This window comes from Chlamydia sp. 12-01, assembly GCF_042234205.1.
GTDB lineage: Bacteria > Chlamydiota > Chlamydiia > Chlamydiales > Chlamydiaceae > Chlamydia.
Window position 1 is genome coordinate 539,319 of record NZ_CP114174.1, and the last position, 16,078, is coordinate 555,396.

Below are 16,078 nucleotides of genomic sequence, written 5' to 3' on the forward strand. Positions count from 1 at the left end.
TTGCATATGCGTGCTCCTGAATTTCAATCTAATGCCATAGCATCTACAGGATGTGATGTCTGCTTAGATCCCCAAAAGTCATTTGCAAAACTATTTAAACGTACTGTGATTTTACTTGCAGGACCTACGGGATCTGGGAAAACAGATGTCTCTTTATGGCTAGCACCCATGGTTGATGGAGAAATCATCTCTGTTGATTCCATGCAAGTTTATCGTGGTATGGATATCGGTACAGCAAAAGTTTCTCTGGAAGCTAGACAGAATGTTCCTCATTATTTAATAGATATTTGCCATGTCCAGGAACTTTTCAATACCGTAGATTTTTACTATCAGGCAATGCAGGCATGCCAGAATATTCTTTCTAGGAATAAAGTCCCTATTCTCGTTGGCGGGTCTGGATTTTATTTTCATACTTTTCTTTCCGGTCCTCCTGAAGGACCACCTGCAAATCGTGAATTTCGTGATCAGCTTGCTCTCTATATTCATGAACATGGCTTGTCATTTTTATATGAGAATCTTTGCCAAAAAGATCCTGAATATGCGCAGACTATTACGAAGAATGATAAGAATAAAATTGTCCGTGCTTTAGAAATTATCCATCTCACTGGGAGAAAAGTTTCAGAACATAGTTGGAGCATGGCGGCAAAAGAATCCAGAGAATATAACTGCCGAGGATGGTTCCTTTCTTCTCCTAGAGAGCTTTTGCGAGATAACATTCAGTTGCGTTGTCAAAGGATGCTTGAGGATGGTTTAATTGGAGAAGTACGTAGATTACTTGAGCAGGGAATCAGAGAGAATTCCTCAGCATCAAAAGCTATAGGCTATAGAGAATGGATCGAGTTTATTGACCAAGGATCCCCAGAAGAGTCCTATGAGGCTGTGAAACAAAAATTCATTGCAAATACCTGGCAATATACTAAGAAACAGAGAACCTGGTTCAAACGCTATCCTATGTTTCGAGAGCTACCTACTCTAGGGTTAACAGCAGAAACTATAGCAGAGAAAATTGCAGAAGATTATTTCCTTCATGGTTGATATGCAGGTATCTCTATATGTTCGTAGAATGTGTTTCTCTCTACAGGGATGAAACCTTCGGAAGCGATCATTGCACGAGCTTCTTCTTCAGAACTTTTTAAAGTCCATCCCGTACATTTATGCACGCTCTCATCAATGATTGTTCCTCCAAAATCGTCGGCTCCATAATGTAACCCACGAGCTCCATGTTCTTTTCCTTCTCCGAACCAAGAAGCAGCTATGTGTTCAAAGTTATCTAAAAAGATTCTAGAGAGAGCAAGAATACGATAATACATTTCAGGAGGTGCTTGATTCGGGACTTTACGTCCTAAAGCCGTATTCCCAGACTTGTAGCTCCAAGGGATAAAGCTATAAAATCCTGGAATTTCATCCTGAGCATTTCTTAGGGCCTCTAAATGTAGGAGAATGTCGTGAGCAGTCTCTATATGTCCAAACATCATTGTTGCTGTTGTCCTAAAGCCTAGACGATGGGCAAGCTTATGGAAATTAATCCATCCATCGGGACCCATTTTTTTTGGTGATAGGAGTTTACGTACGCGTTCAGAAAGAATCTCAGCACCACCCCCAGGAATCGTTCTCTGTCCCGCTTCCCAAAGTTTCCTTAGAGCTTCTTCTATACTGATTCCTGAGACTGTGGCTGCATGTGAGATTTCGACTGCAGAGAAGAAATGAGGATGGAGAGAGGGGAATTCTTTAACCGTGATACGTACAAACTCTTCGAGATAATCCACACCTAATCTTGGGTGGACGCCCCCTTGAAGAAGCACGGTTTTAACCCCTAGAGCTGTATATCGTTGCATTAAAGAACGAAATTCGTCAAAAGAAAGAAGGAATGCATCAGAAGAGTGAGGCTTTCTATAAAACGCACAAAAAGTGCAATCAATTTTACAGATATTGGTGTAGTTGGGATTGGCATCTAGGACATAAGTAACTTTATCATCAGGATAACGTCGTTTGCGTAAAATATTCGCAACTTCTTGTAGCTTCTCTAAAGGACTTGTTCTAAATAACTCCAATCCTTCATTAAAGGAAATTCTAGTAGATAAGCTCATAAAAACGATTGACGATAATGTAGTACGGGGGCAAACTTTATCTTCTATTCATTATTTCTTTGTCAAGCCTTACACCCTAAGTTGTTATTATGGATACTTCAGACAACAGCTTTCATTCTTCAGAAGCAAAACAAGGTTCTATAGTGGTTTCTAGTGAGGAATTGAAATCCAAAAGTGATGATATTTCTAACGCCGCAATGACTAATGAATCCTTTACCTTATTTACTCAAGAGTTATCTGGATTTTCATCGATAGAAGAACAGGTAGCTTTTAGTTTAGAGAAAATGGAGCATGCCTTAAGAAACAACCAAGGAGCAAATTTAAAGCTGTTTTGGGCGATACGAAAGCACTGTCTTCCATTATTCCATCAAGTAGAAAACATTGGTAAGCGGGCTGAATTTTGGCGTCGCTATATTGATTTAACGAAGGAAGGACGGCATATTAAATCCTTACAAGATGAAGAAGGGACTTTTGTTGTTGGACAGATTGAGTTAGCCATATCTTGCCTTGAGCAAGATGTAACTAGTTTTTTAGACGGAACCAATCCTCTGACAGTACAAGAAGAACAATCCGTATTTTTAGAAACTCAGACTTTGGAAAAACGTAAAGCTTTTTATAAAGATTTACATGCTTCATTAGTCTGGTTAAGTAGTTTTTCTGCAAGAATCATTGATTTGCGAAAAGAATTAATGAACGTTGGCATGCGTATGCGGTTAAAAAGCAAATTTTTCCAACGTTTATCCTCTCTAGGAAATCAAGTATTTCCGAAAAGAAAAGAGCTCATTGAGAAGGTTAGCGAAGCGTTTTCAGAAGATGTCGAATCTTTTGTATCTAAGTATTTTTCTCGTGCAGATAAGGACGCGTTAAAGCGCTCCGTTTTTTTTTTACGGAAAGAAATCAAAAATTTACAGCAAGCTGCTAAATGTTTAGCTGTTTCCTCTACCGTATTCTCTGATACCCGTTTGAAATTAAGCAAATGTTGGGACCAACTTAAGGGTTTGGAAAAGGAGATTCGTCAGGAGCAAAGTCGTTTAAGAGTTACATCTGCAGAAAATTCTAAAGATGTTCGTGAGCAGTTAACAAATATAGCTCAAATGTTAGAAGAGGGTAGCGATCTTTTCAGAATCCGTAAGGATTTAGATGTTGCTTCAAAGCGTATACGTGCTCTAGACTTAGTTCACGACGATGTCGTAGCTTTAAAAGCAGAATTACAAATTTTGTTTGAGAAGCTCCGAGAAAAACAGGATACTGCAGAACAGGTATATCAAGAGCAATTGGCTCGAGATAAGCAGATCAGGCAGGAAGCTATCAAAGAGTTAACTGAAAAGATTAATTCGTTTTCTGAAAGGTGTATTTCTGGAGATATTCATTCAGAAGCCCGATCAGAATGGCAAGAACTAAAGGAATCTTTAACCAAAGCAGCTTTTTTATCTGCATCAGAAAGAATTTCTTTAGACAATCGATTGAATTTAACTTTGCAGCATATAGCAGCATATTTTGAAGAACAACTGCTGTCTTCTCCAGATTCCCGTGAAAAGCTCACAAATATGCGACAGGTTCTGTCTCAAAGACAAGAGCGTCGTAAGGAATTAAAGGATAAACTAGAGCAAGATAAGAAACTTCTTGGATCTTCGGGTCTAGATTTCGATCGCGCTATGCAATACAGTGCTCTAGTTGAAGAAGACAAACGCGCTTTAGAGGAATTGGATCAAGGGATCCTTGACTTGAAGCGACAAATCCAGCAGTTAGTATGAGACGATCTTGTATATATGCTTTTGATTTAGATGGTACGCTGCTACGAGGAAATAGCAGTATAGGGTTTTATAAATACGCTTTAGAGCGTCGCTTATTCTCTTATAAAACCCTTCCCTCTTCCTGTTTATTTTTTCTTCGTTTTCGATTTTTTTTTTTAGATTTACCTTCGTTTTATTCTCGAATTGTTTCTTCTTTGCTTACAACGGTTTCTTTTGAAGAGCTATCTTCCATAGCTTTGGAGTTCGCACAGACATTAAATGAAAAAGATTTTTACTCTCCCGCTCTAGAAAAGTTTTATGAAGCTTTAGAAGATTCTTCGGGAGAAGTCATGATTTTTTCCTCCTCTCCAGATTTTATCGTCCGACCTATAGCCGAAAAACTTGGGGCAAATATGTGCTATGCCTCTGGATTTCAAGAGCTTTCTAGAGGGCAAATGCTTGCAAATCAATGTCTAACTGGGGATAATAAGGCGAAAATACTCAGTCATCTTAAAAAAATAGGGCGGGCGAGAAGTCATACTTTCTCAGACCATATCCTAGATCTACCTTTTCTTCTTCTAGGTGAGGAGAAAACCGTAGTGCGGCCTAAGGGAAGACTTAGAAAAATGGCTAGAAAGTATTATTGGAATATTATTTAACCTAAGAAAAAAAGCTCGACCTTATCCTAGATAATCGAGTATTCTCGTGCCAGTTTCTATGGAATTATTTTGCTTTAATTTATTAAAAGTAATTGCCAAAGTTATTGATAACAAAAAGGGCAATAACCCTGTTATCTTAGATGTTCGTGCCATTTCTCAGCTCACAGATTATTTTATTTTTGCTGAAGGGAATGTCGGTGTACATGTAAAAGCTTTGGCAGACACTATCGTACAGGAATTGAAAGAGCATAATGTCGCTCCTTTACATGTAGAGGGGTTAAGTCATGGTGACTGGGTAGTTATAGATTACGGATTTATCGTCATTCATCTATTTGTCTCATCCATTAGAGAACGATATCGATTGGAAGAGCTATGGAAAGACGGTTCCATTATTACATCCAAGCTTCTAGCTTCTTAACGGGGTAGAATAACTTTATGAATAAAAAACGTGTAGTAGTCACGGGATTAGGCGTCGTTTCTTGTTTAGGCAATGAAATAGACACTTTCTATGATAACCTGCTCGCCGGTGTCAGCGGCGTTCATACAATCACTTCTTTTCCATGCGAAGATTATGCTACTCGTTTCGCCGCTTGGATTCCTGAATTTAATCCTGAGCCTTATTTAGATAAAAAACAGGCGCGCAGAGTTGATCCTTTTATTACTTATGCAGTAGTTGCAGCTAAAAAAGCTATTGCAATGTCTCGATGGGACAAAGACAATCTCCCCGCTGACCCTCTCCGTTGTGGTGTTATCATCGGTTCAGGTATGGGAGGGTTACAGACTTTAGATGAGGGTATGGAGCGCCTTATCCTTAGCAATAAAAAACTCTCTCCTTTTTTCATACCCTATATTATTACTAACATGGCTCCTGCGCTTATTGCTATGGATTTTGGATTAATGGGTCCGAATTATTCTATATCTACAGCTTGCGCAACTTCAAATTATTGTATTGATGCAGCTTACCAGCATCTTGTTTCTGGACGTTCTGACATGATAGTTTGTGGAGGAACTGAGGCTGCGGTGAACCGTGTAGGTCTGGCTGGTTTTATTGCTAACCGTGCCTTATCAGAAAGAAACGACGCCCCTCAAGAAGCTTCTCGTCCTTGGGATAGAGATCGGGATGGTTTTGTCATTGGAGAGGGAGCCGGAGTTTTAGTTTTAGAAACTTTAGAGAATGCTTTGAAGCGAGGAGCTCCAATATATGCGGAGTTGCTTGGTTCGTATACTACTTGTGACGCTTTTCATATTACAGCTCCTAGAGATGATGGAGAGGGTATTACTTCATGTGTTCTTGGAGCTTTAGAAAGTTCTGGCATTCCTAAAGAACGCGTAAATTATATTAATGCTCATGGAACATCAACTCCTTTAGGAGATCTATCAGAAGTTTTAGCTTTGAAAAAGGCTTTTGGTAGTCATGTGAAAAATTTGCGAATGAATTCCACAAAGTCACTCATAGGTCATTGCTTAGGAGCGGCTGGAGGAGTCGAAGCTGTTGCAACAATTCAAGCAATTCAGACGGGCAAGTTACATCCCACAATTAATTTAGAGAACCCGATTGCAGAAATTGATGACTTTGATGTGGTTGCGAACAAATCTCAGGATTGGGATGTTGATGTAGCTATGTCGAATTCTTTTGGTTTTGGTGGACATAATTCAACGATATTATTCTCGAGGTATATACCCTAATTATGATAAAGACAAAGTATGAATACTCTTTTGGTATTATTCCCATAAAGTTTTTTGGTACTCCAGATAGAAGTACACTGAAAGCTTGTTTTATCTGCCATACCCAAGGCAAGCATTGGGGATTTCCTAAAGGTCATTCTGAAGACAAAGAAGGCCCTCAGGAGGCTGCAGAGAGAGAGCTAGTTGAAGAGACTGGTTTAAGTGTAGTCAATTTTTTCCCAAAAGTTCTTGTAGAACACTACTCTTTTAATGATAACGAAGTTTTTGTTCGCAAAGAAGTTACTTACTTTTTAGCAGAAGTTCAAGGGGATGTACACGCAGATCCAAATGAAATTTGTGATGCTCAATGGTTAAGTATTCAAGAAGGTATGCGTTTATTGAGTTTCCCTGAGCTTAAGGATTTAGCTGTAGAAGCAGATAAGTTTATCAATAGCTATCTTTTCTCCTTCTAAATTGAACAATGTAAGGAGAGGGAAACCTCTCCTTAAACATTTATATCGTTGTTTTTTCCCTAGCAAACTTATTCAAATAGTCTTCATGCGCTAGCTCGATTACCTTTTGAGCTTCTTGCTTTCCGTAAATACCTACAATCTCAATTTTCGAAGGTCTACCGTTGATCAAGTGCTCTGGAGTTGCTTTATAAGTTAGAAAATAGTGTTGGATCATATCAAGAACCGTACAGGGACAGTCCGAAATATCTTGAATTTCTGAAAACACTAAATCATCCTCAAGAACAGCAATAATCTTGTCATCAGCTTCTCCAGAATCAATAATACGCAGTCCTCCAATAGGACGTGCCTGAAGCAGAATATTGCCATGAGTAATATTTTTCTCTGTTAACACACAAACATCTAAAGGATCGTCATCTCCTTGGATGTTCTCTTTTAAACTTTGTTCTCCGCTATACTTTCCAGAAAGCTCTCCACAATATGTTCTAGGTAATAATCCATATAAACAAGGACAGAAGTTTGAAAATTTTTGAGGGCGATCTACTTTTAATAAACCTGTAGTCTTGTCTAATTCAAACTTTACAGAATCCTGGGGTGTAATTTCTATATAACAGCATAGCGATTCATAGTTATCTTGAGTTAATATAGGACCGTGCCAAGGATGCATGATCGATAAAGATTGTTTTTCAGACATAAGCGACTCTCGTTATAGACTTTTTTTTACTTTCTAGTTTTCTGGAGGATCTTAGCGTATCATGTGAGGAATTTTAAGAGAAGAGAGAGGGTTTGGTTAATTGACTTTTAATTAAATCTATACAATACTTATGCATTATAATTACAAATCCTTCCATTTTAAGATTATGAAATATCCCCTAGTGTTCAAAGATAGAAATATAGAAGATTATGAACGTGTGATTGAGGTGACGTGTGAAAGTGTCCAGCTACATGCATTGATTGCTATTCATCAGACGCTAGTAGGTCCTGCATTAGGTGGAGTTCGCGCTTTTGCTTATAATTCTTTTGACGATGCTCTGACGGACGTTTTACGTTTGTCTAGAGGTATGACTTATAAAGCAATTCTTAGTGACACAGGAACTGGGGGAGGAAAAAGTGTTATTATTCTGCCTAAAGGTATGACACGCCCTACTGAAGATATGCTCAGAGCCTTTGGTCAGGCAGTAGATTCCCTTGGCGGGCAGTATATAGCTGCTGAAGATATGGGAGTTTCTGTAAGTGATATTAACATCATAAATCAAGAAACTCCTTGGGTATGCGGCATAGAGAGCATAAGCGGTGATCCTTCAATTTATACAGCTCATGGAGTCTTTTTATGTATAAAAGAAACTGCAGAACAGTTGTGGGGGAACTCTTCTTTAAAAGGAAGAAAGATTGGTATTCAAGGCCTCGGCGCAGTCGGTAGGAAATTATTACACTCCCTATTTTTCGAAGGTGCAGAACTTTATGTTTCTGATACGAATCAAGAAATCCTTGATGAAGTTATCAAGTTCTACAGCGTAACAGTTGTTTCTAAAGATGCTTTTCCAACACTAGAATGTGATATTTTTGTCCCATGCGCATTTGGAGGAGTGATCAATAGAAGCAATGTTTATAACTTACATTGTCGTGCGGTTGTCGGAGCTGCGAATAACCAATTAGAAAACGCTTCCTTAGGGGCCGTATTGCATGCTCAAGGAATATTATACGCTCCAGATTATCTGGCAAATGCTGGAGGCTTATTAAATGTAGCTCTCGCTGTTGGAAAGCCATATTGTCCAAAGACAGTCTTACAAAAAGTCAGTAATCTTCCTATGATCCTTAGAGAGATTTATGAACAGAGCGAAGAGTCCAATCAAGATACGGTGATCTTATCCGACAGTATAGTAGAAGAAAAACTTACGGCTTATATTTAATAAGTGAGTAAGTTTTCTTCGGGAACAATATTCAAACGTTCCTGTAGGGCTTCTAAGGTAATCCTGTGAATCTCCTCATTCCCAGAAGCTAAAATTATAGGGTGGTTTTCTAAAATGAAATCCTCCCTGCGATAATTTAGTGGATTTCCAAAAATATCAGAAACTACACCTCCAGATTCTTCCACCAAAAAGGCGCCGGGAGCATGATCCCAAGCCCTTGCTTGCGAAATAGCAAAAGGGTAACGGATGAAGAAGTCTACAGCGCCTTCAGCAACCATTGCGTATTTGTATTGACTGTCAACACGACACGCTTGAGGTTGGCCAGGAAGAGATAAACTTAATAGGCGTGTAGTGTGGTGTTGTTGATTGCGTGCCGCTAAAGAAGCTTCACAAAACTTCCCTGTTAATGTAACCCCAGATTTTAGATAACGTCTCGATTCGATCGCAGTACCAAATAATGAAGTGCCATAATTCTTAGCTGCAGAATAGATTTTAAATGTATGGGGATCCGTTGATGGGCAGGCCATAACAGAAAGTATAGGCTTATCTTCATAAATTAAAGATACTGCAGTAGCAAAAAACCTATTCTTGATGAAACCAGACGTACCATCAATAGGATCAACAAGCCAGTATAATGAGGAAATTTCTTGATGCGGAGTTAATGTTTCTAAGAGATCTTCGGATGATACCTTGGGATCTAGCTTATGAATAAATTCTAAAATTTTATTGATCTTATAATTATCATCTACAGGGTCTAAGACTTCCTCTCCTATAAACGGAATATAGGGAAAGGTTGTTGATAACTTTTTTTGAAGACAATATTGGACGGCATAGTCTGCAGGAGTAACAAAAGACCCATCGGATTTTGTCCAGAAAGGGACCAGAGAGAGGCGTTGTCGATAACGGATTAACTCGGCGATTGTTTTCTCAACTATACTTTCTGCAACTCTTTGATAATCTAACAAATGAGACGGCATAGTGATTTTTTTCCTAAGTAATAGCTAAACCATATTATCAAAAGACAGGATTATGTTAAACTTGCTAGAGGGGTTGTAAGAGAATTTGTTATGGGAAAGGGTTCTTATGATAGCTAAGGTATGGCGAACTATGTATGAAGCTACGTATGCTTTTTTGGTTGGTGCCGCCTTGAAATTACGTTATAAGATAAAACTAGATGGCCTGAAGTCTCTGAAACCCGATCCTAATCAAGGGTGTCTATTTTTATCAAATCATGTAGCTGAAATTGATCCTGTGATTCTCGAATACCTATTTTGGCCGCGTTTTCATATGCGCCCTCTTGCTGTAAATTATTTATTTAAGAATTCCGTAGTTCGTTGGTTTTTAAACTCTGTAGGAGCGATACCTGTCCCAACAGTTGTCCCCGGACGAGAGTGTAAGAAAACCATCGAACAGATGGAAGATTTTTACAATCGAACGATTAGTGTCTTGGATAATAAGGGCAGTGTATTATTATATCCTGCGGGTAGGTTATCAAAGAATGGTAAAGAAGAAATAGTTAATCAGTATTCGGCGTACGTGCTATTGCATAAATCCAAGGAGTGTAACGTATTTTTAATACGGATCAGTGGATTATGGGGAAGTGCGTTTTCGAAATATAAAACACAATCCACCCCTAAGTTGAGCATAGTATTTAAAGAAGCTATAAAAGCTCTATTACGCCGGGGATTATTTTTCATGCCGAAACGCTCTGTGAAAGTGACAATACATCAAATGAATAACGAATTCTTGAAACAATTCCCTACAAAACAGGATTTAAATGCTTTTCTTTCTTCGTGGTTTAACGAAGATAAAGAAAGCTTTCCTATAGAAGTTCCTTATGCCTAATGTAGGGGAAGATATATGCATAAGCGTTGGAATTATTCCAAGAATCGCCGTATAGGTTTGCGTGAAGGACAGACAGTTTTAGAGAAGTTCCTTAGACTCTGTTCAGAAATGACATCGGATGCCAGTTGTTGGGATGAACAATTGGGAGTTCTATCTTATGATGACATACGTAAAGCTGTTATTGCTTTAGCTTTAAAAGTATCTAGGTATCCTGAAAAGAATATCGGGATCATGATGCCAGCCTCTGCGGGGGCCTATATTGCCTATTTTGCTGTATTACTATCTGGGAAAGTTCCCGTTATGATTAATTGGAGTCAAGGACTCCGTGAAATGGAAGCTTGTATTGAGTTGGCACATGTAAGCCATATCCTAACTTCTAAGCAACTTGTTGAGCATCTGCAAAAGATTCATGGTGATGGCGTAGAATACCCGGCTCAGTTAATTTATATGGAAAATATACGCAAACAACTTTCCTCTTGGGATAAAATGCGTATAGCTTTTTACCTGTCCCTTCCTTACCGCTGGTTAATACGGCTATTTAATATTTCAGGTCAGGATAAGGAAGATATTGCTGTTATTTTATTTACATCAGGAACAGAAAAACTTCCTAAAGGAGTACCATTAACCCACACCAATCTTATAGCAAATCAGAAAGCCTGCTTGAAATTCTTTGATCCTGTAGAAACTGACGTGATGATGTCATTTCTTCCTCCATTTCATGCTTATGGATTTAATTGTTGTGCGCTTTTCCCCATGCTTGCTGGACTGCCTGTAGTTTTTTCTTATAATCCTTTACAGCCCAAAAAGATCGTAGAGCTTGTAGATGAAACCCATGCAACTTTCCTAGGTAGCACACCTATCTTTTTCGATTACATTTTAAAAACAGCTAAAAAGCAAGAATCCTCATTAAGTTCTTTGCGTTTTGTAGTTATTGGCGGTGATGCCTTCAAAGATTCTTTAAGAAATAGATCACAAAAAGATTTTCCTCACATTGTTCTTTATCAAGGATATGGAACTACAGAATGTTCTCCAGTTATTACAATTAATGATGAGAATAGCCCGAAAAATGAATGCTGTGTTGGTGTTCCTATCAAAGGTGTGGATATCATGATCGTTTCCGAGGAGACTTATGTCCCTGTATCTTCAGGAGAGGTAGGTCTAGTTCTTATCCGAGGAACATCTCTCTTTTCTGGCTATTTAGGAGCGAATCCTAATCAGGGATTTGTCCGGCTTGGAGGAGAAAATTGGTATGTAACAGGAGATCTAGGTTATCTAGACGGACAAGGTCAGTTATTTTTAAAAGGCAGACTTAGTCGTTTTGTGAAAATCGGTAGCGAAATGATTAGTTTACAAGCTTTAGAAAGCTTACTAATTGAAGGTTTTGGACTTCCCGAGGAACAAGATGGTGTTTCGCTAATCGTTTGTGGAATTCCTGGAGAGAAGGTGAAGCTTTGTTTATTTACAACATTTCCCACAGATCTCAATGAAGTAAATGATATCCTAAAAAACTTAAAAACAAGTAGCATAATGAAGATATCCTATCAGCATCAGATGGAATCTATCCCAATGCTAGGCACAGGAAAACCCGATTACCGAGCTTTAAATTCTCTAGCTCTTTCTCTGTTTCATGAGGACTAAAAAGACACTTGAATAGTTAAAGATTCTAGATTTCAAGGAAAAGATCTTTAATGAGTGAATGCCCAATAGATTTTGTAACTAATGATTTCTTAGGTTTTTCTCGTTCTACAATACTAGTTAATGAAGTACAGACTCGTTACCAAACGTATTGTGAGGAATTCCCTCATGCACAATTAGGAGCACGGGGTTCTCGTGCCATTGTAGGCCCTTCCCGAATTCTACAGAAATTAGAAGAGAAAATCGCAGATTTTCATAATAGTGAAGCTGCTTTTGTGGTTCACAGCGGCTATATGGCAAATTTAGGTTTTTGCTATCATATATCTAAAGATACCGATATGGTGTTTTGGGATGAATCTGTACACGTATCTGTTGTACAAAGTCTAAAAATGATCTCTGGGAAACAGCAAGTATTTCGACATAATGATGTGGATGCTTTAGAGTCTTTACTAAACTCTCATAGGGCAGTTTCATCAGGAAGAATTTTTATTTTTGTTTGCTCGGTATATTCTTTTTCAGGAACATTAGCTCCTCTTGAAGAACTTATAGCTCTTTCAAGAAAATACAATGCTCACCTAATTGTAGATGAGGCTCATGCTATGGGTATTTTCGGAGAAAAGGGTCGTGGGTTATGTCACAAATGGGGATATGAGAATTTCTATGCTGTGCTTGTAACCTATAGTAAAGCTATGGGAGCCATGGGGGCAGCAATTCTCTCCTCTTCGGAAGTGAAAACAGAACTCATGTGGAATTCTCCACCTTTGCGCTATACTACGGCATTAGTTCCTCATACATTGATTACGATAGATGCTGCTTATGATCATTTATTTTTAGAAGGTGAGCACTCTAGGAAACAGATTTTTAGTCTGAAGTCATATTTTCAAGAGCATTTTGGACTATATTCACAATGTTGTGGACAACCTATATTTCTAAAAGATTTCAATATAGATCTTCTTACCTCAATGTTGGATGAAGCTAATCTACGTGTTGGATTAATGACTTTTGTTAGTAAGCCTTTTATACGAGTAAATTTCCATGCATATAATACTTGTGATGAGGTCGATATCTTAGTTACTTTGTTGCACAACTATTTAGAAAAATGTCGTTGTGGGATCAACATCGATCATGAACTTCACTTTGGGAGATAGTTTTGCAGATAATAAAGCTTCATGAAGTTTTTTATTTACTGGTAAAACTTGTTTGCTCTTTATCAGGAATTGATATCGGAATACATCTTTAACTTTAAAATGTCCACAGGGAGTAATTTGCATGATCTGGCTGCGGGTATCTAATTGTTTTTCAAGTAGCGTGTGAATACGGTGAGCTTCTTTCCAAGTTAGCTTGGGACATTTTCCTATGAATATACAGCGTACAAGACGAATAAATGGTGGGTAGCCGCATAGTTCCCTTCCAGTAACCTCTTGATTATAAAAAGCAGGATAGTCTTGTTGCATAGCACAACGGATTGTACTGTGATCGGGAAGAAAAGATTGAATGAGTACCTCGCCGGGGAGATGGCTCCTTCCTGATCTTCCTGTTACCTGGGTAATAAGTTGAAATACCTGTTCGGAAGCTCGGAAATCAGGAATATAAAGACCAGAATCTCCGTTTAGAACTATTGCTAAAGTGACAGAGGGGAAATGCATGCCCTTAGCAATCATTTGTGTGCCAATCAAGATATCAGCTTTTCCTGTAGCAAACTGTTTTAAGAGGGATTCGTGGCTTCCTTTAAATTTTGTAGTATCAGAATCGATACGTATGGTGCGAACTTGCGGGAAGATACTATGAAGTACTTTCTCTATTTTTTCAGTTCCTGATCCACGATACTGCAAAGTCATCGTTCCATGACATTTCGGACAAGATGTTTGTGATTCTTTAGGAGAAGAATTACAAAGATGACAGAGAAGAACATTAGCATATTTATGGAAGGTCAATACCATATCGCAACGGGGACATTTCAATGTATGTTTGCACGATGAACAAGAAACATTTGTGTGATAGCCACGACGATTAAAAAAAACGAGGACTTGTTCTCCAACAGTAAGACGTTTTTCAATACCTTTAATCGCTGCTTGTGAAAATAATGTTTTTGTTTTCGTCTTTTCCCTCTCCATATTCATATCAACAAGAGAGACTTTAGCAGGGTAGGCAGCAGCAGCACGTGTCGATAATTCCGAGAGGATATATTTCCCTGATAAAGCATTAGAATAACTTTCTAAACTTGGGGTGGCGCTTCCTAATATTACAGTAGCGTTAGTGAGTTTCCCTCGCATCACGGCAACATCACGAGCATGATAACAGGGATGGCTTTCACTTTGTTTATATGCAGGATCGTGCTCCTCATCAACGATAATCAATCCTAAATTTTGTACAGGACAGAATAAGGCAGATCTTGGACCTATAATGATGCTGATATTCCCTTTTGACGCCTCTCTCCAGGTTTTATTTCTATCACTGTCATTAAGTTTGTGATGGAGGATACCGACTTCTTTTCCAAAATGTGCTTTGAATAAAGTGACTGTTTGTATGGTAAGAGCAATTTCTGGAACTAACAAGATGGCACTCTTCCCTAATTTTCTTGCCTCACGAATAGCTTGAAAATACACCTCTGTTTTCCCGCTTCCCGTTACGCCAAAAAGAAGATGCGTTTGAAATTTCCCTGAGGATAAAGATGAAGAAATTTTATCTACCGCAGATTGCTGTTGAGGGTGTAAAGGACGGATGTCGGGGAGGAAAAACGTTAAACTATCTTCCTGAATCTCAAGATCTGCAGCGTTAACGATTTCAATAGCACCAAGTTTTTCTAATGAATGTATCGGAGATTGGGAAACCTTTGCCTTATCCATAAGTTCAGAAAGACCCGGTGGAGAACTATAGGATAACAATGTTTTTAAAGTTGCAGCTTGTGAAGGAGATTCTTTTTGAATAGTAAGAATCATCTCTCTAGTTTTCGCTTTACTTTGTTTAAGTAGAATTCGATAGTGTTGTTTTGGTTGTATGATGCTTGAAGAGACTCCTGGGAGTACTAAACGTAGAGTTTTTCCTAAAGGGGCAAAGTAGTATTGACTCATCCAAAACATGAGTTTTAGAAGATCTTGAGGGAGTACAATTCCAGAATCAATGACACCTAAGATCGGAAGAACTCGTTTACATTCTGTGGTTGTTTTAATCTGGTGGACAATTCCGTACTTTTTTGTACCCCGCAAAGAGACGCTAACACCAGTACCTTTAGTAATGTGTTCAAGATTTTCAGGGAGCCCGTAGTCTAATACCTTATTGATATTGGAGTTTACTATGACTTCTGCGTACAGGCGAAAGGTTGTTGATTCAATATTACCCATAGATCTCGTTTCAATTGCGGATCATTTTCATAGTATACTGAAGAATAAATAGGAATCCAAGTGCACCCATCTTTAGTGAGAGATTGATGATAACGTATATTAGAAATTTTATAACGCATCATTGTTAAAGGTGCTAGACATAAAGAGAAGCCCTTATTCTTATGAAAAATATCTTTATGACCTGTGAGCAAAACAAGCCTTGAAGGGAAAATCTGTTGAGTAAGAATTTTTGTTAATCTATTGAAGAACAAGACTTCTTCATCTTTTTCTTCATCTACAAAAATCCCACAAGGAATATCTAAAGGTATTTTTACACAGTGTGCTTGTAAAGAAGAATAATGAGATCTGAGGATTTCTTCTCTAGAAAGATCTGGAGGAGGAGGAATACATTCCCAGGAAGATTTTCTTATATACTCATGAATAGTAGGTAAGGGAGGTTCTTCATTATCCCGAATTGGATTTGGTAAGGGATTATTTAATTTTTTATCTGCGACGGTAGATTGTGCAATACTTTTTGGTTTAGTGAGCGGAAGAGTTTTTATAGGAATTTTACCTATTTCTTCCTTGAAACTTAGGGGGATAAGTTTTGCTAACGGTGGATAATAGGACTCTAAATAGCGATCAATAATTTCCTGTAAAATTAAAGGGATTGGGGGATTCGGATGTGTCATACGAATATAAAAATGGCAAAGATATCTATGGATTCACTATAGATATAGATGGTTTATTCATC

At 38.3% G+C, this 16,078-nt stretch carries 15 protein-coding genes; 10 read left to right on the forward strand and 5 right to left on the reverse strand.

The annotated features are described in order from the left end of the window. The first annotated feature begins 6 nt into the window (after window positions 1-6). Window positions 7-1,035, forward strand: a complete 1,029-nt coding sequence (gene miaA, locus O1W69_RS02350) for a tRNA (adenosine(37)-N6)-dimethylallyltransferase MiaA (protein WP_375793911.1) — start codon at window positions 7-9, stop codon at window positions 1,033-1,035. On the opposite strand, the gene mqnC is transcribed toward miaA, so the two are convergent. Beyond that, a complete protein-coding gene (gene mqnC, locus O1W69_RS02355; protein ID WP_375793912.1) occupies window positions 1,026-2,087 on the reverse strand; it encodes a cyclic dehypoxanthinyl futalosine synthase in 1,062 nt (353 codons plus the stop codon). The genes miaA and mqnC overlap by 10 nt on opposite strands. An 89-nt stretch (window positions 2,088-2,176) precedes the next feature. Between mqnC and O1W69_RS02360 the strand changes: the two genes are divergently transcribed. From O1W69_RS02360 to O1W69_RS02380, 5 genes are read left to right on the forward strand one after another with little or no spacing between them, the layout of a single operon-like run. Then, a complete protein-coding gene (locus tag O1W69_RS02360) occupies window positions 2,177-3,841 on the forward strand; it encodes a hypothetical protein (RefSeq protein ID WP_375793913.1) in 1,665 nt (554 codons plus the stop codon). After that, window positions 3,838-4,479, forward strand: a complete 642-nt coding sequence (locus O1W69_RS02365) for an HAD-IB family phosphatase (protein ID WP_375793914.1) — start codon at window positions 3,838-3,840, stop codon at window positions 4,477-4,479. Before O1W69_RS02360 ends, O1W69_RS02365 begins: the two co-directional genes overlap by 4 nt. Before the next feature lie 58 nt (window positions 4,480-4,537). Beyond that, window positions 4,538-4,897 (forward strand): ribosome silencing factor, encoded by a 360-nt coding sequence (gene rsfS / locus O1W69_RS02370; RefSeq protein WP_375793990.1) that lies wholly within the window; start codon window positions 4,538-4,540, stop codon window positions 4,895-4,897. A gap of 17 nt (window positions 4,898-4,914) precedes the next feature. After that, window positions 4,915-6,165: a beta-ketoacyl-ACP synthase II gene (gene fabF / locus O1W69_RS02375; protein WP_375793915.1), complete on the forward strand. Its 1,251-nt coding sequence runs from the start codon at window positions 4,915-4,917 to the stop codon at window positions 6,163-6,165. A gap of 2 nt (window positions 6,166-6,167) precedes the next feature. Further along, the gene (locus tag O1W69_RS02380; RefSeq protein ID WP_375793916.1) at window positions 6,168-6,617 is read left to right on the forward strand and encodes a bis(5'-nucleosyl)-tetraphosphatase; all 450 of its coding nucleotides are present in this window, start codon (window positions 6,168-6,170) and stop codon (window positions 6,615-6,617) included. Window positions 6,618-6,657: 40 nt separating this feature from the next. Here the strand turns inward: O1W69_RS02380 and O1W69_RS02385 are convergent, their stop codons facing one another. After that, the gene (locus O1W69_RS02385; RefSeq protein WP_375793917.1) at window positions 6,658-7,308 is read right to left on the reverse strand and encodes an inorganic pyrophosphatase; all 651 of its coding nucleotides are present in this window, start codon (window positions 7,306-7,308) and stop codon (window positions 6,658-6,660) included. A 166-nt stretch (window positions 7,309-7,474) separates the two neighbouring features. On the opposite strand from O1W69_RS02385, the gene O1W69_RS02390 reads away from it, so the two are divergent. After that, window positions 7,475-8,524, forward strand: a complete 1,050-nt coding sequence (locus O1W69_RS02390) for a Glu/Leu/Phe/Val dehydrogenase dimerization domain-containing protein (RefSeq protein WP_375793918.1) — start codon at window positions 7,475-7,477, stop codon at window positions 8,522-8,524. Here the strand turns inward: O1W69_RS02390 and O1W69_RS02395 are convergent. Then, window positions 8,521-9,501 carry an inositol monophosphatase family protein gene (locus O1W69_RS02395; RefSeq protein WP_375793919.1) on the reverse strand — a complete coding sequence of 327 codons (981 nt, stop codon included), beginning with the start codon at window positions 9,499-9,501 and terminating at the stop codon, window positions 8,521-8,523. The two genes, O1W69_RS02390 and O1W69_RS02395, sit on opposite strands and share 4 nt — an antisense overlap. 106 nt (window positions 9,502-9,607) lie before the next feature. Between O1W69_RS02395 and O1W69_RS02400 the strand changes: the two genes are divergently transcribed. From O1W69_RS02400 to O1W69_RS02410, 3 genes are read left to right on the forward strand one after another with little or no spacing between them, the layout of a single operon-like run. Then, window positions 9,608-10,369, forward strand: a complete 762-nt coding sequence (locus O1W69_RS02400) for a lysophospholipid acyltransferase family protein (protein WP_375793920.1) — start codon at window positions 9,608-9,610, stop codon at window positions 10,367-10,369. 15 nt (window positions 10,370-10,384) lie between these two features. Then, window positions 10,385-12,007 (forward strand): AMP-binding protein, encoded by a 1,623-nt coding sequence (locus tag O1W69_RS02405; RefSeq protein ID WP_375793921.1) that lies wholly within the window; start codon window positions 10,385-10,387, stop codon window positions 12,005-12,007. A gap of 50 nt (window positions 12,008-12,057) precedes the next feature. Next, window positions 12,058-13,152 (forward strand): aminotransferase class I/II-fold pyridoxal phosphate-dependent enzyme, encoded by a 1,095-nt coding sequence (locus O1W69_RS02410; protein WP_375793922.1) that lies wholly within the window; start codon window positions 12,058-12,060, stop codon window positions 13,150-13,152. Here O1W69_RS02410 and priA read toward each other — a convergent pair. After that, a complete protein-coding gene (priA, locus tag O1W69_RS02415) occupies window positions 13,096-15,345 on the reverse strand; it encodes a primosomal protein N' (RefSeq protein ID WP_375793923.1) in 2,250 nt (749 codons plus the stop codon). The two genes, O1W69_RS02410 and priA, sit on opposite strands and share 57 nt — an antisense overlap. Beyond that, window positions 15,297-16,016, reverse strand: a complete 720-nt coding sequence (locus O1W69_RS02420; RefSeq protein WP_375793924.1) for a hypothetical protein — start codon at window positions 16,014-16,016, stop codon at window positions 15,297-15,299. Before O1W69_RS02420 ends, priA begins: the two co-directional genes overlap by 49 nt. Between the last annotated feature and the right edge of the window lie 62 nt (window positions 16,017-16,078).

What these genes read in the sequence shown, in the direction of transcription:
- rsfS (WP_375793990.1), top strand. Translation starts at nt 4,538, where the DNA reads ATGGAATTATTTTGCTTTAATTTATTAAAAGTAATTGCCAAAGTTATT.
- fabF (WP_375793915.1), top strand. Translation starts at nt 4,915, where the DNA reads ATGAATAAAAAACGTGTAGTAGTCACGGGATTAGGCGTCGTTTCTTGT.
- O1W69_RS02420 (WP_375793924.1), bottom strand. Translation starts at nt 16,016, where the DNA reads ATGACACATCCGAATCCCCCAATCCCTTTAATTTTACAGGAAATTATT.
- O1W69_RS02395 (WP_375793919.1), bottom strand. Translation starts at nt 9,501, where the DNA reads ATGCCGTCTCATTTGTTAGATTATCAAAGAGTTGCAGAAAGTATAGTT.
- priA (WP_375793923.1), bottom strand. Translation starts at nt 15,345, where the DNA reads ATGGGTAATATTGAATCAACAACCTTTCGCCTGTACGCAGAAGTCATA.
- mqnC (WP_375793912.1), bottom strand. Translation starts at nt 2,087, where the DNA reads ATGAGCTTATCTACTAGAATTTCCTTTAATGAAGGATTGGAGTTATTT.
- O1W69_RS02400 (WP_375793920.1), top strand. Translation starts at nt 9,608, where the DNA reads ATGATAGCTAAGGTATGGCGAACTATGTATGAAGCTACGTATGCTTTT.
- O1W69_RS02385 (WP_375793917.1), bottom strand. Translation starts at nt 7,308, where the DNA reads ATGTCTGAAAAACAATCTTTATCGATCATGCATCCTTGGCACGGTCCT.
- O1W69_RS02360 (WP_375793913.1), top strand. Translation starts at nt 2,177, where the DNA reads ATGGATACTTCAGACAACAGCTTTCATTCTTCAGAAGCAAAACAAGGT.
- O1W69_RS02405 (WP_375793921.1), top strand. Translation starts at nt 10,385, where the DNA reads ATGCATAAGCGTTGGAATTATTCCAAGAATCGCCGTATAGGTTTGCGT.
- O1W69_RS02365 (WP_375793914.1), top strand. Translation starts at nt 3,838, where the DNA reads ATGAGACGATCTTGTATATATGCTTTTGATTTAGATGGTACGCTGCTA.
- O1W69_RS02390 (WP_375793918.1), top strand. Translation starts at nt 7,475, where the DNA reads ATGAAATATCCCCTAGTGTTCAAAGATAGAAATATAGAAGATTATGAA.
- miaA (WP_375793911.1), top strand. Translation starts at nt 7, where the DNA reads ATGCGTGCTCCTGAATTTCAATCTAATGCCATAGCATCTACAGGATGT.
- O1W69_RS02410 (WP_375793922.1), top strand. Translation starts at nt 12,058, where the DNA reads ATGAGTGAATGCCCAATAGATTTTGTAACTAATGATTTCTTAGGTTTT.
- O1W69_RS02380 (WP_375793916.1), top strand. Translation starts at nt 6,168, where the DNA reads ATGATAAAGACAAAGTATGAATACTCTTTTGGTATTATTCCCATAAAG.